The 24,447-nt window shown below is 36.1% G+C and carries 26 protein-coding genes; 6 read left to right on the top strand and 20 right to left on the bottom strand.

Going from position 1 to position 24,447, the window contains the following annotated elements; all coding sequences use genetic code 11:
* Positions 1-265: 265 nt before the first annotated feature.
* From ACI6PB_RS00555 to ACI6PB_RS00540, 4 genes are all read right to left on the bottom strand, one after another.
* A complete protein-coding gene (locus tag ACI6PB_RS00555) occupies positions 266-1,144 on the bottom strand; it encodes an IS3 family transposase (RefSeq protein ID WP_309511212.1) in 879 nt (292 codons plus the stop codon).
* A gap of 17 nt (positions 1,145-1,161) precedes the next feature.
* Positions 1,162-1,413: an IS3 family transposase gene (locus ACI6PB_RS00550; protein ID WP_002816285.1), complete on the bottom strand. Its 252-nt coding sequence runs from the start codon at positions 1,411-1,413 to the stop codon at positions 1,162-1,164.
* Positions 1,414-1,614: 201 nt separating this feature from the next.
* Positions 1,615-2,055 carry a flavodoxin domain-containing protein gene (locus tag ACI6PB_RS00545; protein WP_404327574.1) on the bottom strand — a complete coding sequence of 147 codons (441 nt, stop codon included), beginning with the start codon at positions 2,053-2,055 and terminating at the stop codon, positions 1,615-1,617.
* 7 nt (positions 2,056-2,062) lie between these two features.
* On the bottom strand, positions 2,063-2,683 hold the full coding sequence (locus ACI6PB_RS00540; RefSeq protein ID WP_404327573.1) for an NAD(P)-dependent oxidoreductase: 621 nt from the start codon (positions 2,681-2,683) through the stop codon (positions 2,063-2,065).
* Positions 2,684-2,791: 108 nt separating this feature from the next.
* On the opposite strand from ACI6PB_RS00540, the gene ACI6PB_RS00535 reads away from it, so the two are divergent.
* The 3 genes from ACI6PB_RS00535 to ACI6PB_RS00525 all read left to right on the top strand — a co-directional run bounded on the left by ACI6PB_RS00535 (position 2,792) and on the right by ACI6PB_RS00525 (position 6,146).
* On the top strand, positions 2,792-3,442 hold the full coding sequence (locus ACI6PB_RS00535; RefSeq protein WP_025085985.1) for a histidine phosphatase family protein: 651 nt from the start codon (positions 2,792-2,794) through the stop codon (positions 3,440-3,442).
* Between the two features lie 39 nt (positions 3,443-3,481).
* Complete coding sequence (locus ACI6PB_RS00530) at positions 3,482-4,144, top strand: histidine phosphatase family protein (protein WP_025085984.1); 663 nt, start codon at positions 3,482-3,484, stop codon at positions 4,142-4,144.
* A gap of 304 nt (positions 4,145-4,448) precedes the next feature.
* A complete protein-coding gene (locus tag ACI6PB_RS00525; protein ID WP_025085983.1) occupies positions 4,449-6,146 on the top strand; it encodes a phosphoenolpyruvate carboxykinase in 1,698 nt (565 codons plus the stop codon).
* Positions 6,147-6,170: 24 nt separating this feature from the next.
* Here the strand turns inward: ACI6PB_RS00525 and ACI6PB_RS00520 are convergent, their stop codons facing one another.
* The 6 genes from ACI6PB_RS00520 to ACI6PB_RS00495 all read right to left on the bottom strand — a co-directional run bounded on the left by ACI6PB_RS00520 (position 6,171) and on the right by ACI6PB_RS00495 (position 10,872).
* Complete coding sequence (locus tag ACI6PB_RS00520) at positions 6,171-6,944, bottom strand: hypothetical protein (RefSeq protein WP_404327572.1); 774 nt, start codon at positions 6,942-6,944, stop codon at positions 6,171-6,173.
* Positions 6,945-7,163: 219 nt separating this feature from the next.
* Positions 7,164-7,652, bottom strand: a complete 489-nt coding sequence (locus ACI6PB_RS00515) for a prolyl-tRNA synthetase associated domain-containing protein (RefSeq protein WP_025085981.1) — start codon at positions 7,650-7,652, stop codon at positions 7,164-7,166.
* Positions 7,653-7,664: 12 nt separating this feature from the next.
* Complete coding sequence (locus ACI6PB_RS00510) at positions 7,665-8,117, bottom strand: hypothetical protein (RefSeq protein WP_025085980.1); 453 nt, start codon at positions 8,115-8,117, stop codon at positions 7,665-7,667.
* A gap of 8 nt (positions 8,118-8,125) precedes the next feature.
* Positions 8,126-9,277, bottom strand: a complete 1,152-nt coding sequence (locus tag ACI6PB_RS00505) for an ABC transporter permease (protein ID WP_025085979.1) — start codon at positions 9,275-9,277, stop codon at positions 8,126-8,128.
* Positions 9,274-9,948 carry an ABC transporter ATP-binding protein gene (locus ACI6PB_RS00500; protein WP_025085978.1) on the bottom strand — a complete coding sequence of 225 codons (675 nt, stop codon included), beginning with the start codon at positions 9,946-9,948 and terminating at the stop codon, positions 9,274-9,276. The genes ACI6PB_RS00505 and ACI6PB_RS00500 overlap by 4 nt, the downstream gene beginning before the upstream one ends.
* 12 nt (positions 9,949-9,960) lie before the next feature.
* Complete coding sequence (locus tag ACI6PB_RS00495) at positions 9,961-10,872, bottom strand: efflux RND transporter periplasmic adaptor subunit (protein WP_025085977.1); 912 nt, start codon at positions 10,870-10,872, stop codon at positions 9,961-9,963.
* Between the two features lie 238 nt (positions 10,873-11,110).
* On the opposite strand from ACI6PB_RS00495, the gene ACI6PB_RS00490 reads away from it, so the two are divergent.
* Entirely contained in the window at positions 11,111-12,043 is a 933-nt protein-coding gene (locus tag ACI6PB_RS00490) for an IS30 family transposase (protein WP_034544610.1), read from the top strand.
* 17 nt (positions 12,044-12,060) lie between these two features.
* Here ACI6PB_RS00490 and ACI6PB_RS00485 read toward each other — a convergent pair whose 3' ends face one another.
* The 7 genes from ACI6PB_RS00485 to ACI6PB_RS00455 all read right to left on the bottom strand — a co-directional run bounded on the left by ACI6PB_RS00485 (position 12,061) and on the right by ACI6PB_RS00455 (position 18,792).
* Positions 12,061-12,204 carry a hypothetical protein gene (locus ACI6PB_RS00485; RefSeq protein ID WP_156407832.1) on the bottom strand — a complete coding sequence of 48 codons (144 nt, stop codon included), beginning with the start codon at positions 12,202-12,204 and terminating at the stop codon, positions 12,061-12,063.
* Positions 12,205-12,239: 35 nt separating this feature from the next.
* Complete coding sequence (gene nhaC, locus ACI6PB_RS00480) at positions 12,240-13,649, bottom strand: Na+/H+ antiporter NhaC (protein WP_025086270.1); 1,410 nt, start codon at positions 13,647-13,649, stop codon at positions 12,240-12,242.
* A 389-nt stretch (positions 13,650-14,038) separates the two neighbouring features.
* Positions 14,039-14,692: an amino acid ABC transporter permease gene (locus ACI6PB_RS00475; protein ID WP_025086271.1), complete on the bottom strand. Its 654-nt coding sequence runs from the start codon at positions 14,690-14,692 to the stop codon at positions 14,039-14,041.
* Positions 14,693-14,704: 12 nt separating this feature from the next.
* The gene (locus ACI6PB_RS00470) at positions 14,705-15,343 is read right to left on the bottom strand and encodes an amino acid ABC transporter permease (RefSeq protein WP_025086272.1); all 639 of its coding nucleotides are present in this window, start codon (positions 15,341-15,343) and stop codon (positions 14,705-14,707) included.
* On the bottom strand, positions 15,336-16,166 hold the full coding sequence (locus ACI6PB_RS00465) for a glutamate ABC transporter substrate-binding protein (protein WP_404327955.1): 831 nt from the start codon (positions 16,164-16,166) through the stop codon (positions 15,336-15,338). Before ACI6PB_RS00465 ends, ACI6PB_RS00470 begins: the two co-directional genes overlap by 8 nt.
* Before the next feature lie 13 nt (positions 16,167-16,179).
* The gene (locus tag ACI6PB_RS00460) at positions 16,180-16,917 is read right to left on the bottom strand and encodes an amino acid ABC transporter ATP-binding protein (RefSeq protein ID WP_025086274.1); all 738 of its coding nucleotides are present in this window, start codon (positions 16,915-16,917) and stop codon (positions 16,180-16,182) included.
* A gap of 270 nt (positions 16,918-17,187) precedes the next feature.
* A complete protein-coding gene (locus tag ACI6PB_RS00455) occupies positions 17,188-18,792 on the bottom strand; it encodes an IS1182 family transposase (RefSeq protein WP_025086411.1) in 1,605 nt (534 codons plus the stop codon).
* Positions 18,793-18,983: 191 nt separating this feature from the next.
* On the opposite strand from ACI6PB_RS00455, the gene ACI6PB_RS00450 reads away from it, so the two are divergent.
* Positions 18,984-19,916, top strand: a complete 933-nt coding sequence (locus tag ACI6PB_RS00450; RefSeq protein ID WP_404327571.1) for an IS30 family transposase — start codon at positions 18,984-18,986, stop codon at positions 19,914-19,916.
* A 276-nt stretch (positions 19,917-20,192) separates the two neighbouring features.
* Here ACI6PB_RS00450 and ACI6PB_RS00445 read toward each other — a convergent pair whose 3' ends face one another.
* Together ACI6PB_RS00445 and ACI6PB_RS00440 are read right to left on the bottom strand one after the other, a co-directional pair.
* The gene (locus ACI6PB_RS00445) at positions 20,193-21,983 is read right to left on the bottom strand and encodes an FtsX-like permease family protein (RefSeq protein ID WP_025086268.1); all 1,791 of its coding nucleotides are present in this window, start codon (positions 21,981-21,983) and stop codon (positions 20,193-20,195) included.
* An 11-nt stretch (positions 21,984-21,994) separates the two neighbouring features.
* Positions 21,995-22,747 (bottom strand): ABC transporter ATP-binding protein, encoded by a 753-nt coding sequence (locus tag ACI6PB_RS00440; RefSeq protein ID WP_025086267.1) that lies wholly within the window; start codon positions 22,745-22,747, stop codon positions 21,995-21,997.
* 232 nt (positions 22,748-22,979) lie between these two features.
* Here ACI6PB_RS00440 and ACI6PB_RS00435 point away from each other — a divergent pair, with 232 nt between their 5' ends.
* Positions 22,980-23,927 (top strand): bifunctional oligoribonuclease/PAP phosphatase NrnA, encoded by a 948-nt coding sequence (locus tag ACI6PB_RS00435; protein WP_056955691.1) that lies wholly within the window; start codon positions 22,980-22,982, stop codon positions 23,925-23,927.
* Between the two features lie 95 nt (positions 23,928-24,022).
* On the opposite strand, the gene ACI6PB_RS00430 is transcribed toward ACI6PB_RS00435, so the two are convergent.
* Positions 24,023-24,439 carry a hypothetical protein gene (locus tag ACI6PB_RS00430; protein ID WP_404327570.1) on the bottom strand — a complete coding sequence of 139 codons (417 nt, stop codon included), beginning with the start codon at positions 24,437-24,439 and terminating at the stop codon, positions 24,023-24,025.
* Between the last annotated feature and the right edge of the window lie 8 nt (positions 24,440-24,447).

Raw genomic sequence — 24,447 nt, 5'->3', positions numbered from 1 at the left:
TTTTTCTCTATCATGAGTGTTAAAGGTGGACAAAAGATGAATTGTTTGTAAAATTTTGATGTTTTTAAATTTATTTTTCCATTATGTACATTATTAAACTTTTGAACTCAAAAGGTGTCATCATAATGTCGCATCAAGAAGGGTGGATTGAAGTCAATATTTGAGACAGGTTTTAAGAGACATTCAGAACCGCGTTTACCTTCCACAGCTCAAATAAATCATTAATCGTGATTAATAACTTATTTGAACCCTGGAAAGCATTAAATCAGGCGGCCATTTGGCTCGCAAGTGTTGCGATTTCAACTTGTAAGGGGGTCTGGTAGCCCAGTGAACTATGAATTCTCTTCCTATTGTAGAAAGCATGCACATATTCAAAAAGGACAGCAGCGGCAGTTTCATAATTCTCAAAGACCGGCACTGGATAAACACATTCCTTTTTGAGGGAAGCATGAAAAGATTCCATTGGTGCATTATCGTATGGACACCCCTTACGGCTGTAAGAGTGGCGGATATGTAGTTCTGTTAACCGTTGGTTGTAATCATCGCTGGTGTACTGTGATCCTAAGTCTGTGTGGATAATCAGGTCCCCAGTAATGGTTCGATTTTTAACCGCGCTTTCCAGGGTCTTTAAGACTAAATCAGTATCCATCTTTTTTGAGAATGAATAGCCGATAATTCGTCTTGAGTGCAGATCCATGATGGTTGATAAGTAACACCAGCCATTACGCTTCGTTTGAATATAGGTCATATCAGCGGTCCATTTTTGATTTAAACCAGTGGTCGAGAAATCCTGCTTAAGCAAGTTGGGACGCTGTTCAACCTTGGTTTTGGAAGCCGAAGCCGCTTTCCATTTATTGACGGTAACGGAGTGGATATCCAGTTCCTTCATGAGCCGGGAAATCCGTCTTGGGCTGCACCGACGCTGCAGTGGTTGAAGTTCCAGATTCAATTCATGGTGGATCTTCATAACACCGTATCGCTGCTTAAATTCCGCAAAGATCCGCAGAATCCGTTGTTTTAAGTCCGCATCTTCGGCCCGGCGTTTTGAAGGCTTTGGGGATCGATAACGATAATACTGAGCTCTGGAAACACCGAGGATTCGGCACATCTTAGTTACCTGGTGGTGATGGCTTTCTTGGTGAATGTAATCAAAAATATTGGTTACTTCTGCGCAAGGAAGCCCAGGGCTTTTTTTAGGATTTCGTTCTCCTCAGACAGGGAAGCCAGCCGCTTTTCCATCGCTTTAATTTCGTCTGGCGATTTACCGGATTGAGTTTTGGCTTGGCCCTGGATCCACTTATGAACGGTTGAATAGCCAATGCCATATTCTCTGGCCAGTTGGGCAGCTGATTCGCCTTGCTTATATAGGTTGATGATGTTTTGTTTGAATTCTTTGTCGTAACGAGTTGGCATGTAAAAATTCCTTCCTTTTGAGAGACGATTTATTCATTATACCCTCTCTTAAAAGTTGTCTCAGGAATCAGCTTACATCCAAATATTTATCAAAACAAATCTTTACTGATTTCTCTGAAAAAGTTCATAACAAAACTGAATTTCAAAATTACGTATAAAACAATAGGCGTGATAATCAATTTTGATTATCGCGCCTATTTGTTACTTCAAACTCTTTAAAACATAATCTGCTAATTGATCCACCCTTCTAAAATCATCTTCATCAGGATCCTGATCAATCTTCACTGAATCGGCAACTTGCTCACCATTGCTGGAATTAAGTTGCATCGTAAAGTAATCGACTGCACGTCCAAAATGAAGATGTTGTTTAGAACTAGAACCTAAAACAGCAAACTTGGTATGATTCAAATCAACATCTTTTAAATCATCATAGAAATCTTGCGCTTCATCTGGAATCTCACCATCGTTATAAGTATAAGTTTCTACTATAACGGCGTCATAACTGTCCAATGCAAAAGCATCTGTTTCAATCATTTGTTCGAGAGTCACATCAGCATTGTGTTCTTCCAAATAATCAAGAAGATGTTTAGCAATCTTTTCATTGCGTCCTGTCATACTAATATAAGTTACAAGAATATTCATTTTTTACCTACCATCTAACGCTAATGCGTTTTTTTTGATGTTTTGCATTAACGATTTCATCAACCATAGCGATTGCAAAATCTGCATAACTAATCTCACATTTACCATTTTTATCAAGGGTCAATTCCTCACCAGCTAAAACGTACTTACCTGTCCGTTCACCTTTAGCATCAAAACTGGCAGCTGGACTAATGAAAGTCCAATTAATTGAACTTTGACGTAATTCATCCAACGACTTGCCCATTTCCTCACTCAAAGGCTTAACCGCTTCAGGAAAATCATCTTGTTCGTAAAGTTGTTTGGTATGATCTGAATCAAGATAGAGTGATCCTGCTCCACCAACAACCAATAATCTTGTTTTACTACCATTTAGAATTTCAATTAAATGTTTCGTGGCTGGTACATATTCTTTAACATTAGGGTCAAAGAAGCCTAAAGCATCGACTAATACGTCAAAGTCTTTAACATCATCAGCTGTCAAGCTATAGACGTCCCTAACTAAATACTTATCAGTTGGCGATTTTTTGCTATCACGAACAATGGAAGTGACATCCAACCCACGCCCTTTTGCCTCTTTAACAATTAAAGAACCTTCCTTACCGTTTGCTCCAATCACAGCTACTTTCATATGATTACCTCCAAATCCACTCATAAGTTTACTTTACACAATCACAAGCAAAATTACTAAAGATGAGCTTCGTTTATAGTAGAATTGTTGTACTAGGAGGCATGTATAATGGCATATCAAATTTATTTAGTTAGACATGGAAGAACTTGGTATAACGAATATCAAAAAATGCAAGGTTGGTCCGATACACCATTGACCGACGATGGCGTTGAAGTTGCCCAAAAGGCTGCTGAATCCTTGAAAAATGTGAATTTTGCAGCAGCACTGACTTCAGATATGAAGCGTGCCGTTGACACTTGTCGGATTATTACCAGAAGAAACCGAAACGACCTAGTACCCCAAGAACTGTCAGAATTTAGAGAACAATTTTATGGTTTCTACGAAGGCCGTGGAATTGATGAGTCATGGTTTGTCATTGGTAAACCACATCATGCTAAAAGTTTCGCTCAAATCGTTCAAAATTACGGTTTTGATGCAACAATGGATTTCGTCAAAGAAGCTGATCCACTACATGATGCTGAAGATGCCACTGAATATTGGAATCGAATCGAACGTGGATTTAAAAAAATTGATCAAATTGCCAAAGATGGTGACAAAATTCTATTAGTGACTCACAGTATTACTATTTTAGGATTAGCATATCGCTACAAAGCCGGTGATTTTGAATTAAATGACGTACCGGCAAATGCCAGTCTAACAATGCTAGAACGTGATAATGGTGTTAACCGAGTTACAAAATACAATCAATCTCTTCTCTAGTGTAGTAAAATTAACTTACAAACTTTGAGGAGGGCACTAATGGCTAAATACCAAATTTACATGATTCGCCATGGTAAAACTTGGTTTAATAAATACAATAAAATGCAAGGTTGGTCTGATACTCCCCTTGCACCTGAGGGTCTAGAAGTTGCTAAGAAAGCTGCTAAAGCTTTAAAAGATGTTGACTTTGATGCTGCTTTTTCATCAGACGCACGTCGAGCAATTGACACTTGCAAGTTGATCGTTGATGACAATAAAAACCGTGAACAACTTAATCCCACTAAATTAATGGAATTCAGAGAACAATTCTACGGCTACTTCGAAGGTATGAATTCTTCTGAAGCTTGGTTCATCGTTGGTCAACCACATGGTGAAAGAACTTTTGGTGATATCCTTTCCAAATATGGACTTGATGCTACAAGAGATTTCATGAAAGAAGCCGATCCATTCCATGATGCTGAAAATGCTGAAGAATACTGGACTAGAGTTGATCGCGGTTTTGAAAAAATTGATCAAATTGCTAAAGATGGTGACAAGATTCTACTAGTTACACATGGAACAACTATCCGTTCTATTACAGAGCGTTATGGTCATGGTAAATTTGACTTAACACAAAGTCCTAAGAATTCCAGTTTAACAATGCTTGAACGTGATAATGGTATTAATACCGTTACAAGTTACAGCCAAATATTAGGTGAATAATCAATCAAATTGTTATTTGTCTCAAATAATCCAGAAACTTAAAACAGCATCCATTTAGAATTGGCACATTATATTGTGCTTCTAAATGGATGCTGTTTATTTTTATTTAGGGTTTTGATAGTATTACATATTTTCTAATAAAATAATTTTTTTCTTCGAATAAAAATAATCTCCACAGCTTTTTGCCTACAAATCAGTCACAAAATAGGATTTCCATTAAATTCGTTTTAATTTTATACTATCGATTTACAGAGAATTAATATAAAATGTTACTTAAGTTCATGAATTGAAAGGAGAACCTAGTATGTCAGAATTATCATCCAAGGCTATTGAATCTAATGCCTTTTACATAAATCCAGATCGTTCAGTTGCTGTGATTAATTATAATGAGGAATACATTCAAGATGTTTTTCAATTAATTAATAGCCAAGGCTTTTACAATCTCGTTCATTTATATTTAGACGAAAGTCAATTAGCCATTACCAACAAGGTCGAAGGCTTAGATGCCAAAACTTATATCAGTATTTTGAAAGCCATTTTGATCGACGATAAAGATAACTATGAAAAATATGATAATGAGCAAATTCTGAAAAGTATTGAAGATTTTTATTCATACTATCGTTCCTACTTCAGAGTTTCTTTGATCAATAAACACGATAGTGCCATTGCTAAAAGCGACTTTATGAATATTGATAATCACTTTAATGAGGTCGTTATTCATCTTTACCGTGCTATTGAGGAAAAACTTCAAGGATTTACTAATCGCACTTATCGACAAGTAAATGCCGGAACTAATGCCTGTGTCCTTACACAAACAATTAAATGGGATACTCCTCAAAAGTATCAATCACTCGAAAGCATCAGGTTTTTAGATACCTTAATGCTTCGTCCACCAATGATGATGCACACTAAGAGTAATAAACGTGAAGGTACTTTCAGTGAAGTATTCGATAATCCTATTGAAAAATTCGACGGTACTCAAAAGGACTGGTATTGCTTCCCCGCCAAAATTGGTGAAAGTTTGACTTTCATTTACTTCCATCGTGATTATTTTGTTAGTGGCATTGCTCTAGCTAACTTATTTGAAGTAGCCGACAGGGAAAGTATCGCTGGTCAAAAGCCTGATGAAATTCTATTATTCGGTTTAAATAAAACTGAAGGTGACGTCAGTCATTATTATCATGATGAAGCTAACAATATTTGGATCGGTGAAGTCCCTTATAACGATAAAACAACTTATTTTGGCTATATGAAGAAGATGTGTTTAACTCTTCATAATCTCCACATGATTTACGAAAATCACTTACCAATTCACGGCTCGATGGTCAAAATTAGTTTTTCAAATGGTAAAACTAAATCAGTTGTCTTTTTTGGAGATTCCGGTGCTGGCAAGTCTGAATCAATCGAAGCTCTTCAAGAGGTAGCCGATGATAAAATCATTAATATCGAAACAATTTTTGATGACATGGGTAGTTTTGCCTTTGATGAAAAAGGTAATGTTTACGCTCAAGGTACTGAAACAGGTGCCTTTGTCCGTCTTGATGATTTGAGCAGTTCTGTAGCATTCAATAATATGGATCGAGGCATCTACTTGAATCCAGAATTAAAAAATGCTCGAGTAATTTTACCAGCCAATACCTATAAACACGTAGTTGAGCATCATTCTATCGACATGTGGGTTTACGCTAACAATTACGATGCTGAAATCGGTTTGCATCAATTCCCCGATGAAGAAAAAGCTAAGGCTACCTTCATTTCTGGAAAACGTAAGGCCTTAGGAACAACTGACGAAATCGGAATGAGTACAACTTTCTTTGCTAATCCATTTGGACCAGTACAAGAAGAGGAACGTACACGTCCGATCATCGATAAAGTCTTCAATAAGCTCTATCAAGATAAAGTTTATGTTGGAGAAATTTATACCCACCTAGGTTATGACAAATCTAAAGATAGTCTTCACGAGTCAGCTAAAGAATTGCTAAATGAATTAATGAACAACTAAATAAAGAGCATCAGTAATCTATGATTACTGGTGCTCTTTTGGCTTCTCATCGTTAAATTTTCTATTAATTTCTTTGGTCAATTGCTGTAAAGATTCCACCAAATAATCACCATTAATGTTCTTTTTACGTAATGTCGGATTATTTAAACGATACTCTTTGGCATTAGGTCCTTTTACCCAGAAATTATACTGTGGTGTATTGATAGTAAAGGAATTCTTACTAGTAAAACCACTTCGTTTTAAATCATTATTCAGTTCAATTGGTTCATCCAAGTTGTTAGGAATCAAACCTGTGATAATTTTGGATCCAATTATTGGCAAAGGAAATGCATCATTTTTAACCAACATATTGTGACCATACGCTTTATGTTTACTTTCACTATACCAATCATCGAATGAGACTAAACCACCATCTAAAGCTAAATAGACGATCTTATTTTTCAAGGACTTGTCGCCACTAATAACTTTATCAATATGAACTGAAGCCTTGGTGTAAGCCATACTTTGTGGACTTCGCATTTTCTCCAGATTATAGATAGTTCCCTCGATGACAGCTTGGTTATAATTTTTCAAATCATCTAAAGATATTCCAACAGGAACTTTCTCCCTGCCATTACCTTCGCTATGAATAATATTCGCCTTAGCAGTTTGTCTTCTCCATTTACGTTGGTTTTCTTTTGTCGTAATGCAACTAGTATTAGAATCATGATGCAAAGAATTCTTAATTGTATTAACACTGTACGCGGAAAGCGGTAATACGAATACTAACAAGGTCAAAATCATTAGTGTTTTTCTCATCGCATTTTCTCCTCGCACCAATTATCGCATGGAAGAAAGCGTTATTGTACCGCTTTTTGTTTATATAAAATACAGAATTATTTGTTAGAAATTCATAAGGAAAAATTTTTATCAACTAATTTTTGAAACTGTCCAGCGCAATATTCTTCGGAATTTTTTGTAGGCATTATCTCATGGACTGACTGTAGCAAAAAAGCCAAGACAATCTGTCCTGACTTTTTACAATTCAATTATTTGATAAGAAAATCCGATACTCTTCAAAAATTTGAATAGATCCTCTGGTTTTAACAACATTGTTTTCGTATTGTCATTCGGATGAAAGGTCAATGGTAATCCACTTACAACTGACTTTTCAAAATAAACTTGTACATCCTTAGCTTCATTATTCAATAAACTAAAAATAGAAACGGAGCCTGATTTAATTCCCAATTTTTCTAATAAAGATTGATCTGACGCAAATTTGAGATGCTTCTTATCTACTATCTGGGCAAATTTTTTCATATTCAAACGCTGATTATCTTTTACAAAAACTAAGTAATAATCCGTATTTTTCTTATCGGTTAAAAATAATGACTTAGTTCTCATACAAGGAATATTGGCAACATATTTATCAGCTTCTTCAGCCGTAAAAACAGCTGGATGTTCGATTAATTGAAATTGAATATCTAAACGATCTAACTCTGTTTTAATTTGCGAATAATCATTCATTTATCTCACCTTTTAAAATAATGACAGAACAAACACGATTGCTGTTAAAACTGTGATTTTGATTTTATCAGACTGTGGTACTTCTAAAGTCTTCCAGTTAAGAAGTGCTAATCCACCTAAACTAATAAACCCAACAATCCCGTTGACCCAAATATTACTTTTACCAGCAATAAGATAAACTATTGCTGACAACAATCCATCTAGAGCCAAACATAGCGCCATGTTAACTAATAAAGCTGGTTTGTAATTATTATTATTCTTTAACAATAGGACAAACAAACCATAGATAACTGCAAAAATTATCAATGCTCCTAAAGCAAAGAGAACTAATTTCAAATACTTACCCATTGCTGGCATCTGGCTCAAATTAGAATCAGTCACTAGCATACTGGCAACTGTCATAAAGAAGTATATCAGGAATATCCCGAAGCGTGACACCTTATCTAATTCATATAATCTTTTCATATTTTCCCCTATTCTTCTTTCAAGAGTCCTACTAATTCTGATTTAGCAGCTTTATTTGATGGAATGAATCCGAAGATCAATCCAACTGCAGTCGATACTGATAAGGAGAGAATTAATGCATAAGCCGTTATAACGGCTTTGAATGGTAAGAATGCATTAATTATCGCTACTAATAAGTATCCGAAAATAATTCCTATAACTCCCCCAATTACACATAAAACAACACTTTCAATCAAAAATTGATTTCTTATATCATTCGAAGTAGCACCAAAAGCTCGACGTATCCCGATTTCTTTACGGCGTTCCGACACCGTTATGTACATTACATTCATAACTCCAATACCAGCAATCAATAATGATATTCCAGCAATAAAGGCAATGAAGTAAGTAATATCATTTAAAATTTTTGTGAATTGTTTACTTACTTGATCTGGGTTAGAAACCTTATAGGTACCGATATTCTTTTGTTCACCCATCTTCTTCATCTGTTTAACTGCTCTTTTGCCGATCCACTTCTTATTAGCCTTAGGTTCAACTGACAAACGAGCTTCATCTTTGGAAATTTGATTAGCAAAGAGTTGCTTAAAGATTGTCTTAGAAACATAAGCATCTGGACGATAATTCATATCACTGATGTGATAAATTCCTTGAACAACAAAAACTGTGCCATCAATTGAAATCAAACGGTTTAGCACATTCTTTTTGAATAATTTGTGAGCCAAATCTTCTGAAATATAAACTCCGTTTGAAGCCCCACTCATTTGAAAATAATCACCTTTTACTAATTTCAAATGTTTGGGTTGTTTATTCAAACTCATTGTTACATTCTTAGTCTTATATTGAGCTTTAGCACCCGCTTCAACGACACTACTAGCTAATTTAACCTGTTCAACTCCAGGTATTTTCTCCAAAACGGCTTCATCATTATTAGTGAATCCTCCATCAGTATTATCATCTGTGGTTGGTTGGTACATAATAACGACTTTGTTACGAGTATTATGATTACCCATACCTTTAGTCACAGTATGTGCAAAGCCATCCCCAATTGCCAAAATACAAATAACACTGGCAATTCCAATTATGATTCCTAACATAGTTAGAAAATTACGATTCTTATTCTTCCCAATTGATTTAAAAGCGATCAAAATTTTATCTGTCATGATTTTTTCACGCTCTTTTCATCGTTGTATAGACGACCATCACGAATATATACAGTTCTCATGGCGTATTCAGCTACTTCACTATCGTGAGTTACCATGATAATTGTCGTGCCATCTTGATTTAGTTTAGTAAAGATATCCATGATTTCCTTACTAGTCTTCGAATCTAGGGCACCTGTTGGTTCATCAGCAATCACCAAATTAGGATGATTGACAATGGCTCTGGCAATCGCAACTCTTTGTTGTTGACCCCCAGATAATTCAGAAGGACGATTCTTTTCTTTACCTTTCAAACCAACTTTTTCTATCACGTCTTCAATTAATTCACGCTTATTATTCTGTTCTTTCTTACTATAAATAAGCGGTATTTCAATATTTTCGTAGACATTATAAGTCGTCAATAGTTTAAAATTCTGAAAAACAAATCCCAATTGGTCGCCTCGGATTCGTGACAGAAAGTTATCACTGACTGTTTTATAATTCTTATTTTTTAGCAAATATTCACCAGTATAACTTTGATCCAACAATCCTAGGATATTGATCAAAGTCGATTTACCTGATCCAGAAGGGCCCATAATAGCCAGGAACTCTCCATCGGCTACTTCCAGATTGATATTTTCTAGAGCAGTGAATTTGCCATAAGCTTTACCTATATTAGTAACCTTTAGCATTACTCCACCGTCCTATTTCAAAACTAATTTGTCGCCAGTTTTAATTCCGTCCATTACATAGTAATAGTGACCTTTTTTCGTCATGGTAAGAATACGTTTATGTTTCTTATTATTCTTCAAAAGATAAACTGTATCACCTGACCAAACAGCACTTTCCGGAATCTTATAGCCATCTGATTCAGTCTTCAATTGAACATGCATCCCGTATGGCAATTTCTCGTCTGTTGAAACGCGGAAATGATAATAGGAAACATTATGTGTGCTGTAAGGAATGCTATCCTTCTGTTCATAATTTCCTGAAATTTTAGTTCCATCGTTCTCAACTACTGTTACATCGTCACCAACTTTAATTTTATCTAGACTATACTCGTTGACGTTACCTTGAATAACAGGAGCACCATAAATGAACTCACGACCAGAATCGTCCTTGTAGTAAGTACCATCAATTGGCGCAGTCACTTGGCGATTTTGTGCTTGATTAAGTTTAGCTAATTTAGCTTGAGCTTCTGTCAACATTTCTTGATTCTTGCTTAATTCAATCTGATCATCCGTCTTTTTATCTGACGAATTGTACTCTTGAATGGCTAATTGTGCCTGATGAATCTCGGCGTTAACACTACTGATATCACTACTCATATCTTTATAAAAGCTGAATAACACCTGACCCTTAGTTACGTGCTGACCATTTGTAACACGTGTTGCGACTAAAGTTTCGTCTTCTGACTTAGGCTCGTCGCTGACTACCTTTTTGTCCGTTTCTTGGACAATACCATTGAAATAATTAGTATTATCACGTTGAACAGTATAAGTACTGTAATTATTTTTATTGTCATTATTCTTGAAGCCGTTTCCCAAAACTAGAAAAAGAATAATTGCAATTAAAACAACGTTAATTCCCCAAATAGCTATTTTAATTTTCTTCATAATAATCTCCCTAAATTTGCTTGTCTTTCTAAGCTTAACAGTCTTAAGCTTACGATTAATTGGCATTCTGTCAAACCCAAAATAAAAAAACAGAACATTTCTGCTCTATTTTTTTATTTTTGGTAGATTGTAAGATTAAATAGAATTCTACCCAGACGAAAAATTTGGATAGAAAAAGGGCAATGGACCCGGTATTGTTTTAAGTGACAAAACTATAAACAATAGGAGTCCATTACCCATGAGTCACATTTTAACATTATCGGATAGAACTGTCATCCAAACGCTGCTTAAGGTTGGTTACTCACAAAAACAAATTGCTGAAGAAGTTGGTGTAGTTCCTTCAACCATCAACTATGAACTAAAGCGCTGTCCTAAGGGATACTATGACGCTGATCAAGCTCAGGAAGACTGCGAAAAGAAGCTAACTCACCGGGGGCGGAAAACTCTTCTAACAGAGAATTTAAGAGAATTCGTCCGTGGGATCATTCTCGAACAGCGGTGGAGTTTTGAAGTCATCGCGCATATTCTCCAAATGCCATTCAAAACCCTCTATAACTGGCTGGACAAGGGCTGGTTGGACATCAAACGCGAGGTCCTTCCAGACCACGGTGTGCGGTACCGAAAGAGCCACGACGGTCGTGGTCAGTACACACGTGGGGCGAAGTTTATCAACCAACGCCCGGACGAGGCTAACCTGCGTCAAGAGATTGGTCATTTTGAAGTCGATACCATCCTATCAGGAAAAACCAGGGGCGAGGTCCTAGCTACCTTTACTGATCGTAAGTCCCGACTAATGATTATTCGTCGTTTACCGGGACGTGATAGTAAAGCTATGACTAAGGCAATCCTAGAGCTTAACGAGGAGTTGCGCGGCTTGGTCAAGTCAATTACCAGTGATCACGGTAAGGAATTCGCAGGCTTCAAGGAAATTGAAGCCTGCGGAATTGCCCATTATTTTGCCCACCCGTATGCGCCACATGAACGCGGAACCAACGAACGGTTGAACCGCGAGATTCGGCTACACATTCCAAAGAACCAGCCAATTGAGAGCGTTACGGACGAAGAGCTGACTATGATCTCAAAGTACTTAAACTGGCGTCCCCGGAAATGTTTAGGGTGGAAAACGCCACTCCAAGTCTTCTTTGGTGACTTGTCCGAAAAATTCGATTAATTGTTGCAATCTACCTTTTATAATGGTTTATTATTAACTACTGAAATTTTAATCTTATTTTTTAATTCTGCTTTCTCAACGACACTAGTTGTATTTGATACCAAAATATCAAATTGCCGCTGAATTTCATTCTCTTGTTTTTGAGTCAATTCTTTTTCCATAATATCCTCCCTAACAAATGAATAAAATTAAATCATTAAGCTGTAACTACTTTGTCATTGCTCGCCTTTTTAGTTTCAGGAAGCTTTCTTAATCCAATTCCTGTGAATCCACTAATAATGGAAAGAACTGGTGAAAGTAGACTGAAAAAACAGAATGGTAAGAATGACAATGTTGGTACACCTAAGGTATTGGCAGCAAAAGCACCAGCAACACCCCATGGTATTAAGTAGTTAATTACAGTACCACCATCTTCTAGTACACGGCTTAAAGCTAAATTATCTAAACCTCGTTTATTAAAGGTCGTTTTGAAGGCTTTACCAGGTAAAATAACTGATAAGTATTGCTCACCAACAAAGATATTAACGCCAATTCCAGAGAGAATTGTAGCAGTTATAACGGAACCTGGTGTCTTAAGACGTTCCGCCAATGGAGCCATAGCTGTTTGAATAACGTCAAACTTCATTAATAGTCCACCTAAGGACAATGTTAAGAAAATCAATGAGACTGTACCCATCATGGAAGTAATTCCTCCACGAGTTAATAAGGCATCAACGCTAGCATTTCCTGTCTTAGATACGAAACCATTTTCGATAAAACCAGCAATATCTTTAACCGGTGTATTGGGTTTTTCGATGAAGATCATACCTACAGTTACGGTAACATTCAAAATTAAAGTAGCGATAGCTGGAACTTTCATAATGGCACAGATGAATAACAACGCGATTGGTAAAATAGCCCACCATGAAATTACGAAATTGCTATTTAAAACATTCAATGTTGTATTAATTTTACCCATACCGGCGTTGGTGCCACTGTTACCAATCACAGCGTAAAGTATCAAAGAAATAAGGAATGCCGGAATAGTAGTCCACATCAAGTTCTTGATATGATCGAATAAATCATCTTCCGCAATAGCAGCGGCTAAATTAGTTGAATCTGAAAGTGGTGAAGTCTTGTCACCGAAGATGGCTCCGGAAATGATAGCCCCGGCAACTAAAGCAGGATTCATGCCTAAAGTTTGACCCATACCGAAAAGTGCGATTCCGATTGTAGAAATAATTGTAAAAGCACTACCGATTGAAGTTCCAATTAAAGCACAAACTAGAAATACTGATGGAATAAACCAACGAACAGAAATCATATGGAAACCAGCTACCATCATTGACGGAATAATTCCGGCTGCGATCCAAGTTCCAATCAAAGCACCAATCAGAATAAAGATAAAGATTGGTATGATACCATTCTTAACTCCACTGACAATTCCATCGGAAATATCATCCCAACTACTGCCACGAAGTTTGGCCCATAAAACTAACAATCCAATTACTACTAGGACGGGAGTCTGTGGCGAAAGACCAAATTTGATAACTCCTACTCCTAAAATGATTAACATTACTGCCAACATGATGATGGCTTCTTTAAAATCTATACTCTTTTTACTCATAATTAATTCCTCCAAATTTTTATCGTAATTTACTTGAAGAATTAATATCGAGGATTGCCCCCGCATGTATTTATCATCATTTTACTTACCCCTTGGTATAAAAAAAGTCCCTGCTGCAACAATGCAACAGGGACGATTTACCGTGGTACCACCCAGCTTGAGAAGTATTCAAAAACACCTCTCCACTCTTGAGAATAACGGATCTCTTTTTCCGCTTGGAAAACCAAGTCATGCCTGGTATTTCATAAATGCATCCTGACCGGTTCGCATCAACCACCGGCTTTCTTACACCCAGATACATCACTACTTGATTCAGACACTTATATTTGTTTATTTGATTGACACTCACTATAAACGGCTTTTTTTATTCTGTCAACTAATAAATTATTTTAGGCCATTTTATGATCAATATATTTGGATAGTAAGGACAAAGCGTAACAAACTACGAAGTACATTAGAGCCATCATGACAAAGACAGGAATAATGTAATTTGGATTTTGTCCGTAAACTACTTGTCCATGTTGCATTAACTCTGGCACCACAATGATAGTTGCCAAAGAAGTATCCTTGATCAAAGAGATAAACTGACTAACCATTGCTGGAATCATTTTCTTATAAGCCTGTGGTAAAACAACATGCCACATTGCTTGAATATAAGTCATTCCCATTGATCTTGAGGCTTCCATCTGTCCAATATCAACCGCCATAATTCCGGATCTGATGATTTCAGCAATCATCATTGACTCAAAGACCGTCATTGCCAAAATAGCAGCTGGAATCGTATCCGGTTTGAATCCAAAGGCTGGTAAACCGAAGTAAACGAAGAAAATGATCAATAGTAACGGCAAATTACGAATTACGTCAATAATCACTCCAACAATTTTAGAAACGTAACGGATTTTGGAATAACGAATAATTCCTAAAACCGAACCGATGATAAAACTGAGTAACACCGATACAACGGAGATCAAAATCGTGATTTCTAAACCTTGGAGAAGAAATCTGATGTTGACCCATGAATAAGCATTCATCCAATTTTGCATAATATTCTCCTCCTAAGCTAGTTTTCTTTCAAGATATTGCATGTAGTAACTAATTGGCAAAGTAATAATCAAGTAGAACAAACCAACAATCAGATAAGTATTAACTGTATCGAATGTTTGTGATGCGATTGCATTTCCTTGATACATCAAATCGAATCCAGCCACGAAGGCTAAAACTGAAGAATTCTTGACCAAATTTACAAATTGGTTGCCCAACGGTGGAATAACTAACTTAAAGGCCTGTGGTAGAACGATATAACGCATAGCTTGCCAAAAAGTCATACCTTGTGATCGAGCGGCCTCCATCTGTCCGATATCAACTGAATTGATACCAGCTCTAACTGTTTCAGCAATGAAGGCAGATGTATAAATTGTCAATCCAATCGTCCCTGCCGTAAAACCATTAATTTTGACTACGTAGAGCGGGATAACTAGGTAGAAAAACATTGTGATAACTAACAGTGGAATATTACGGAAAATCTCTACATAGATTTTTCCAATGATTCTGAAAAACTTATTGGGAAGTACCTCAAGGATGGCTACTAAAGAACCAATAATTAAACTGAAGAACAGAGCCAAAACACTGGATAAAACCGTCCAACCAAATCCAGTGATAAAAGAACTCCAATTATGAGTTAAAAGATTAATCATGACGTAGCACCTCCTTGTAATTGAATCCAGGTACATTACCAAACCACTTCATAATCAATTTGTTGTAAGTACCGTCTTTTTCTACTTCACTCAAGGCTTTATTGATTGCCTCTCTAAAATCTTTTTGACCTTTATTGACACCAATACCATATGGTTCTGTAGTAAAGGCTTTACCTCTTAGGACATAGCCAGGATTATTCACGGCCATACCAGCTAAGATAACGTTATCGGTCGTCAAAGCATCTCCCTGGCCTGATTTCAAGGCCGTCAAGGCTTGTGCATAATCAGGTAACTGTAATACCCGAGCTTTTGGAGCAAATTTTTTAACATTTTCAACTGAATTAGAACCAACCACACCAATAATGGTCTTACCGTTTAAATCTTCTACTTTTTTGATTGGTGAATTTTCTTTAACTAAAATTGACTGTCCAGCATCAAAATATGAGTCAGAGAAATCAATTGTTTTTTGTCTTTCTGGCGTTATAGTCATTGTAGCGATGATGGCGTCGATATTACCATTCTTCAACAACGGTATTCTAGATTGTGAAGTAACCGTTACAAACTTTGCCTTGCCATCTTTACCTAACATTTTCTTAGTAATAGCTTTAGCCAAGTCAATTTCGAATCCCTTTTCCTTACCATCTTTTACATCAATTAAACCAATCAATCTTGTATCGGCTTTAACACCCCAAGTAATGGTTTTACTTTCTTTAGCATTAGTCAAAACATTTTGATCTGAAAGCGGCTTAGAGCCACAGCCACTTAAAACCAACGCTAGGAGCAATGAGGTGAAAATTAGAGTTAAATATTTTAGACGTTTCATCATCAATTCCTCCTTAATGTTGAATGATTTTACTCAAGAACTGCTTAGCACGATCATTAGTTGGTTGTTTGAAGAAGATATCTGTTGGATCATCTTCAAGAATTTGACCGTTGTCCATGAAAATAACACGGTTCGCAACTTCTTGAGCAAAACCCATTTCGTGAGTAACGATCAAGGACGTCATGTCACTTTGACTAGTAACGTATTTGATAACACCTAATACATCGTCGATCATTTCTGGATCTAGAGCACTTGTTGGTTCATCAAACAACATGCAACGAGGTTTCATAGCTAGTGATCTGGCGATTGCTACACGTTGTTTCTGACCACCAGAGATCTGTGAAGGCATGTTGTGAGCTTTATCAGCTAATCCAACTTGATCTAATAAAGCCATAGCTGTTTTTTTATTTTCTTCTTCGCTGAGCTTCAAAACAGTTCTTGGAGCTAGCATGACATTTTCTAGTACATCTTTGTTAGCGTAGAGATTGAAATGCTGGAAAACCATCCCTACATCTTTTCTAATTCGATTAATATCAGTTTTCTTGTCGGAAATATCACGGCCATTGACGATCAACTGTCCTTCTTGAATTGTTTCTAGACCATTGACTGTACGAGCCAGTGTACTTTTACCTGATCCAGAGGGACCAACTAATACAACGGTTTCCCCCTTATCAATTTTTAAATTGATATCTTTCAATGCATGGAAATTTCCATAATATTTTTGCACATTGCGGAATTCAATCATTGACATAATTTAGTTCCCCTTTCCCTTATTGTTAAATTTTATTTTTGTTTATTAGGAAAATTTTAATCTGTATTTCACATTTTTGCAACAAATATTTCTTTTGTGAAATTATTATTGGACAAGATGTCTCTTGAAATATAGCCTTAAAAAGCTATTAGATTAATGTTATCATAACTATAATTTTGATAAAATAATTTTAAATATTTTTTTTCGAACAAGACGTTTTTCCATCATAATTACAGAAAAATGAGGCTGTGACAAAACAGTCTCTTTATCTTAAAAGTTCGATGCGAATTTGAAAAAATTCCACATCGAACTTTTTTGTTCTCTAAAAATACAAATAAAAAATGACATTGATACCAGTTTCCTGATATTCAATGCCATTACTACGATCATCATTTCTTTTTTAACTTTATTCAATCCTTTAACATGGAATCTTTTGAAACCTAAACAAGCCTTCATATTTCCGAAGACTGGTTCCACGTCATTTTTTCTACGTGCATAAATATCAGCATATTGGGGAATCGAAAGTTTACTTCTCATGCTAGCTTTAAAATATTCCAATGAAGGATTGATGTATATTCTTTTACGATTCCCACCAGGCGTGAACGCCTGAGGAATCCTATTGTGATCATCATCAAATATCTCGGAAATATATTCTTTAAAGTAACGTTTAAATCCATATTTATCAGTTCTTATTCGATATGCATTAAAACTGAAACGGACACCTTGAGGATTTATATAATAATCATCGTCTTCGTAGTAATTCCAATTCATTACCTTCTTTTCATCTGTTTTCCATTTCTTTGAATTCTCTTTGAGCATAGTAGAGTACGGAATAACGTATTTCTTATAGTTATCATCTAAAAATTGATAGTTACTTTCAGAACCATATCCCGCATCGGCGACGATCACGTCGCCAAGCGTATGGTTCTCTTCAAGCTGTTTTATAAATGGTATCAATGTTCTTGTATCAGTTGGATTTTGAAACATTCCAACACCTGTAATGAATTGATTACTAGTGGCTATCTGAACATTGTATGCAGGTTTTAATTGACCATTCAGCATGGGATCTTCCTTGACTCTCATAAATGTTGCGTCTTCATCACTTTTAGCATAACTATTTCTTTTATCGAATTTCTTCATCTGTTTTTCGTGTTCAGATTTTTTATCAATACGGTTATCAAGTTTTCGGGAATATGATTTTAATTTTCGGCGTTCTTGTTTATCAGGATTAGGAGATTTTTTAGGATTAGCTTCTATTCTGGCGTTTAAATCTTCAAGATGTAATTCAAGTTTTATTTGTACTTCCTCTAGAGCATCGTCAGAAAGATCCGAAGGATTTTCGACGATACCTAATCGTACCTCGTTTATTTCGGACAATAAGTTTTGAATTTGAGATTTATTCATATCATCGAATCTGATGGTATTCTTTTTCCAAACGAACGAAAATTTATTGGCATCTGCCAATATTTTCGTACCATCAATAAAGGACACTTCATCAATCAGACCATTTTGTTTTAAAACACTAGTTAAATTCGTCAAGCTATCATCAAGTAAAGTTTCAATCTCATCTGAAATTCTAAATCTACATATGGTTCTATATGAGGGAACTTGATATTGTGTAAGCCATCTAGCAACGATATTTTCTTCAGCAAATTCTTCAATCTTTCTGCTAGTCATTACACTGCGAGAGTACGCAAAAAGTATCAATTTTAGCATTGCACGTAAGTCATATTCTCGCGGCCTCCCGCTAGAATAGACTTTTTCAATATTAAGCGATTCGACAAGATCGTTGATAAATCTAGCTGGATGATTTTCTTTTGGTTTGTAATCTAAAGGAATACTTAATGTCATTTGGTCTATGTTATAATTATTCATGGTTTTTGATCTCCTTTTGGAGTGATAAATTTTGGGAAGATGCGTGCGAGGTATCTTCTCTTTTTTTTATATAAGGTAGATTGTAAGATTAAATAGAATTCTACCCAGACGAAAAATTTGGATAGAAAAAGGGCAATGGACCCGGTATTGTTTTAAGTGACAAAACTATAAACAATAGGAGTCCATTACCCATGAGTCACATTTTAACATTATCGGATAGAACTGTCATCCAAACGCTGCTTAAGGTTGGTTACTCACAAAAACAAATTGCTGAAGAAGTTGGTGTAGTTCCTTCAACCATCAACTATGAACTAAAGCGCTGTCCTAAGGGATACTATGACGCTGATCAAGCTCAGGAAGACCGCGAAAAGAAGCTAACTCACCGGGGGCGGAAAACTCTTCTAACAGAGAATTTAAGAGAATTCGTCCGTGGGATCATTCTCGAACAGCGGTGGAGTTTTGAAGTCATCGCGCATATTCTCCAAATGCCATTCAAAACCCTCTATAACTGGCTGGACAAGGGCTGGTTGGACATCAAACGCGAGGTCCTTCCAGACCACGGTGTGCGGTACCGAAAGAGCCACGACGGTCGTGGTCAGTACACACGTGGGGCGAAGTTTATCAACCAACGCCCGGACGAGGCTAACCTGCGTCAAGAGATTGGTCATTTTGAAGTCGATACCATCCTATCAGGAAAAACCAGGGGCGAGGTCCTAGCTACCTTTACTGATCGTAAGTCCCGACTAATGATTATTCGTCGTTTACCGGGACGTGATAGTAAAGCTATGACTAAGGCAATCCTAGAGCTTAACGAGGAGTTGCGCGGCTTGGTCAAGTCAATCACCAGTGATCACGGTAAGGAATTCGCAGGCTTCAAGGAAATTGAAGCCTGCGGAATTGCCCATTATTTTGCCCACCCGTATGCGCCACATGAACGCGGAACCAACGAACGGTTGAACCGCGAGATTCGGCTACACATTCCAAAGAACCAGCCAATTGAGAGCGTTACGGACGAAGAGCTGACTATGATCTCAAAGTACTTAAACTGGCGTCCCCGGAAATGTTTAGGGTGGAAAACGCCACTCCAAGTCTTCTTTGGTGACTTGTCCGAAAAATTCGATTAATTGTTGCAATCTACCATAATGATACAGAAAAAGCTGATGAATGAAATAAGAATCTCATTCATCAGCTTTTATTTTTTGAGACTTATGTCACAGCCTCATTTTTAAATTGTAGATTTGAGGATTTGTTGAGTGATCCCTGCTCTACTTTATTAAGGGTGTTAGACATGTCTAACAATTGAAATTATTTATTGGGGGGAAGTGCTTTCCGTTTCCGGAAAGCTGCGATCGAAAGGTTAATACCCGTCGATCGCAGTTCCCCGGAAGGAACTGAAACTGTTATTTAAGAACGATCTTCTTATAAAGATATCTTGTTAAGAAGTAATATCCTAAATATAAAACTAGGAAAATTGCAAATGGTATCTCAATATTTGTATAAGGTTTATACAAAAGTTTAACGAATAGTTGTAAACCAATTAACACATGAATAATACCTAAGATGGCTGGAACTGAGAATAACACACCAATTTCCTTATTGATTGTACTGCGTAAGACTTTTTGTCTCGTACCAATTTTGTAAAGCATATTGTAACGTTTAACGTCACCGTTAGCTCCAGAAAGAATCTTGAACATCAGGCAACTAGCTAACATAGCCAAGAAAGCAATTCCTAAGAAGAATCCCATGAATTCTAGTCCAGAAAAGAAACCATTAACTAATGTATAGGCAGAATACTTGTCACCACCAGCATTTTTAAGTTCTGGGAAACGTTTAATTTCATCTTTTGAAATCTGTTTGATCATAGCAAGATTATTCTTGAACGAGGTGGTTTTAATCAATACAGTTGTTGATTCTTGTCCTTTGATACTATCGTATTGAGCATCACTAACAAATTTAGCTTCCATAGTTCTATATTTGGGAAGACGTGTATTCATTAACTCATAAGCCGCATTTGAATTTTTAGCTGGATCTGAAGATTTCTTTAATCGGAATACCATTGTATCAACATTCATATTGGCATAACCAATTGGTTGACTCTTAAATTGACTGCTACGATAGTAAACAGCTTTACCGTCAGATTTAAAATTATAAGTATCTTTTTTCTGAATGCTTAATTGTTTAATATTCTTCTCTTGAGTAGCATTAGGATTCGTCACTTGAACATCATAATAGTTTTGACCATTTACGACGTTATCAATTTGGTTGTTAAAACCTAAACCAACAGTAATAGCACCTAAAGCTAAAGCAAACATGATTGAAACCATTGAAAGAATCTTAGTGTAATCATTAATACGGAAACTTAACTGTGAAAGAGTAAAATTATTCAATCCTTTTTGTGAGTACTTGATATTTCTCTTCAACATAATAATAATTGCCGTAACAAAAGCATTGATTGTAAAGTAAGTACCAGCAACAATTGTTACCAAGGCAATTGGAATGCCCAGATAGATAAACCCAGGATTATGACCAGAAAAGTACATAGTCAAGTAACCAATTGCCAGCAAGATCAAACCAAGTAAAGCTTGAATTGCTTTCATAACGCCGTTACGTTTAATTTTAACTGGCTGACTGTCACGATTTAATAAAGTAAGAACTTTGGTACGACGTAGAGATACTGAATTTCTAATAGCTGAAAACATGAAAATCACGATAAAGAATAACAAAGTCCAAAGTAAAGCTGGTAAATAGAAACTGCTGAAGTGTTTAACTCTCATATCTAGTAAACCAATTAACCATCTACCTACAAATCCCGTGGCAAAAATACCAATGGCCGAACCGATCAATGTTGAAATGGCACCAATAGCAAATGTTTCGACAAAAATCATCCGTGAAATCTTACTACTTTTGGCACCGAGCATCATAAACATCCCATACTCTTTTTGACGCATACTCAGTAAGAAAGTATTAGCGTAATTAACATAAACAATTGTGATAATTGCTAGTAAAACAATTCCGAAACCGAAGATGAAACTAGTAGCAGCGGCCGGAGAATTGGAGCTTAGAAAAGCCTGATTAGTTGCTAGAGACATAAACATATAGAAGATAGCCGATGCAATCATCAAACCTGAAAATAAAACGGTGTAGTCACGGAGACGGTGCTTAATTCCACTTAAAGCTAATTTGTTTAACATATTTTCCTCCCCTATTCTGCAAATGTTCCTAATGAATCTAGGATTTCTTGATAAAATTCAGCACGCGAATTTTCTTCTTTCTTTAATTCTTGACCAATCTCACCATCTTTAATGAATAAAATACGATCACAGAAACTAGCTGAAAATGGATCATGTGTTACTAAAAGAATCGATACATTGTCTTCACGATTGATCTTAGTCAAAGTATCTAACAAAGCACGAGCACTCTTAGAATCCAAAGCACCTGTAGGTTCGTCACCAAAAACGATTGATGGTTCATGAACCAGAGCACGAGCGGCGGCAACTCTTTGTTTTTGACCACCGGATAATTCAGTTGGATAGTGATTCAAAATATCAGTTAAACCTAATTTTTCAGCAATACTTTGAACAGCTGGCTTAATTTTTTTAGCAGCTGTATTCTGTAATGCTAATGGCAAAGCAATATTTTCATAGGCTGTTAAATTTTCTAACAAGTTAAAATCTTGGAAAATGAAACCAATCTTATTGGCACGAAAGTCAGCCATTTGATTATTATTCAACTTAGTAATATCTTCACCAGCAATCTCAACTTGACCACTTGTTGGTGTATCTAATGTAGATAGAATATTTAAAAGTGTTGTTTTACCTGAACCTGAAGCACCCATAATTCCAACGAATTCGCCAGGCTTAACTTCAAAATTAACATCGGACAAAGCTTTGAATTGTTTTTCCCCAGCTTTTCCATAAATCTTTTCAACATTTTGTACATCGACAATTTTTTGCATTTGTTCTTCCCTCCATTTGATATATCTATCATAACTGCTCGGGTAATTTGGGTCGTGCGATTCTTCTTACATTTCCTTACATTTTTGTAAGTCGTTGTTAGACTAAGTGCTATAGTATCTTTTAGGATATTCTTTTATTTAAAGTTTTTTTATTGACTTACCTAACGATTAAAGGTTAATTTTAGGTAAGTTTGATTCATAATTAATTTAATAATCGTTGGGGTGTAGTCTTATGATTAATGACATTTTAAAAAAGGTTGAACAGTATAGTACAATTATTATTCTCAGACATCGCAATCCAGATCCAGATGCGATTGGCTCACAAACTGGCTTAGCCGCCATTCTTCATGAAGTCTTCCCTCAAAAAAATATTTACGTCACGGGAATCGATTTGCCAGTCCTGAATTGGATTGGTCAAATGCAAAATATTCCTGATTCTACTTTCAAAGATGCCTTAGTTATTACAGTGGATACTGCTAACGCGCGAAGAATTGACAATAATGGTGCCTATAAACAAGCTGCTGAAATCATTAAAATTGATCATCATCCCAATGTTGACCCTTTCGGTGATATGAATTGGGTCGATGATACTTTCTCTAGTTGTGCCGAAATGATTTTCTCTTTTACTGAAAAAATTTCTAATTTTGAACTCACTAAAAAGATTGCTGCCAAACTATATTCAGGAATTATCGGTGATACTGTCCGTTTCTTAAATGGTGAAACCAGCTACCGTACACTGATCACTTCTGCTAAATTAGCTAAAACTGGTATCAATATTTCTAAAATTAGTTTGCAAGAAGACCAAATGTCACTTCAAGTGGCTCGATTAGAAGCCTACATTTTGGATAACTTACAAATAACTGATTCTGGTTTCGGCTATATTGTGATTCGCAAGGATACTTTGGATCAATTTCATTTAGACGATGGCGAATTAGATCATGCAGTCCCTCTAATCGGTCGAATCGACAAAGTTAAAACTTGGATTGTTGTCAGTGAAAAAGATTTGAATCGTTTCCGCGTCAATTTACGTTCTAAGTCAATTTCAATTAATGGCATGGCTGAAAAATACGGCGGTGGCGGACACCCACTAGCTAGTGGTGTTTACATTGGCAGTATTGAAAAAGTTAATCAGTTAATTACCGATATGGATAACTTTAATAAGAAAGAACTAAAAGTATAAACAAACAGCACCTATTTGAGAACACAAGCACTTGGTTTTAAAGGCCAGAATGCATGTCTATCCTAATAGATGCTGTTTTTTTATTTTTAAATTTTTTATTTGTCTAAACGACTATATTCGTAGTAAAAACTCCACTCTTGTACTATCAATATTGTGGTTCCTAAGATACCAAAGGCGTTAATATTGAAGATATTTTCATCAATCACTTTATAGCTTGCCAGAATCAATGAGATCCCAATTACCAAAATAATGAAGCCAGCCGTGAATCTTTGACTAAAGAAACTTGCTGTCAAAGCATTCTTAGCTTCACGCTCATCATCATGTTTTAATCCCTGAGGAAAGCCATCCCGAGCTATTTTAAAAATATTAGTACTTCCACCCTTATCTAAACGTTTCTGTTGATAAATAAAGAGCACTGTTATCAGTACAAAGAAAACCGGTGACAGATCCTGATTCAAAGTCACTCTAGACAATAACCATAGTAAAAAGAATGCAGCTAAAAGAGTTACCAAAATAGCTC

Source organism: Companilactobacillus paralimentarius (genome assembly GCF_963227125.1).
In the GTDB taxonomy this organism is placed as follows: domain Bacteria; phylum Bacillota; class Bacilli; order Lactobacillales; family Lactobacillaceae; genus Companilactobacillus; species Companilactobacillus paralimentarius.
This window is presented reverse-complemented; position numbering and strand designations above follow the sequence as displayed.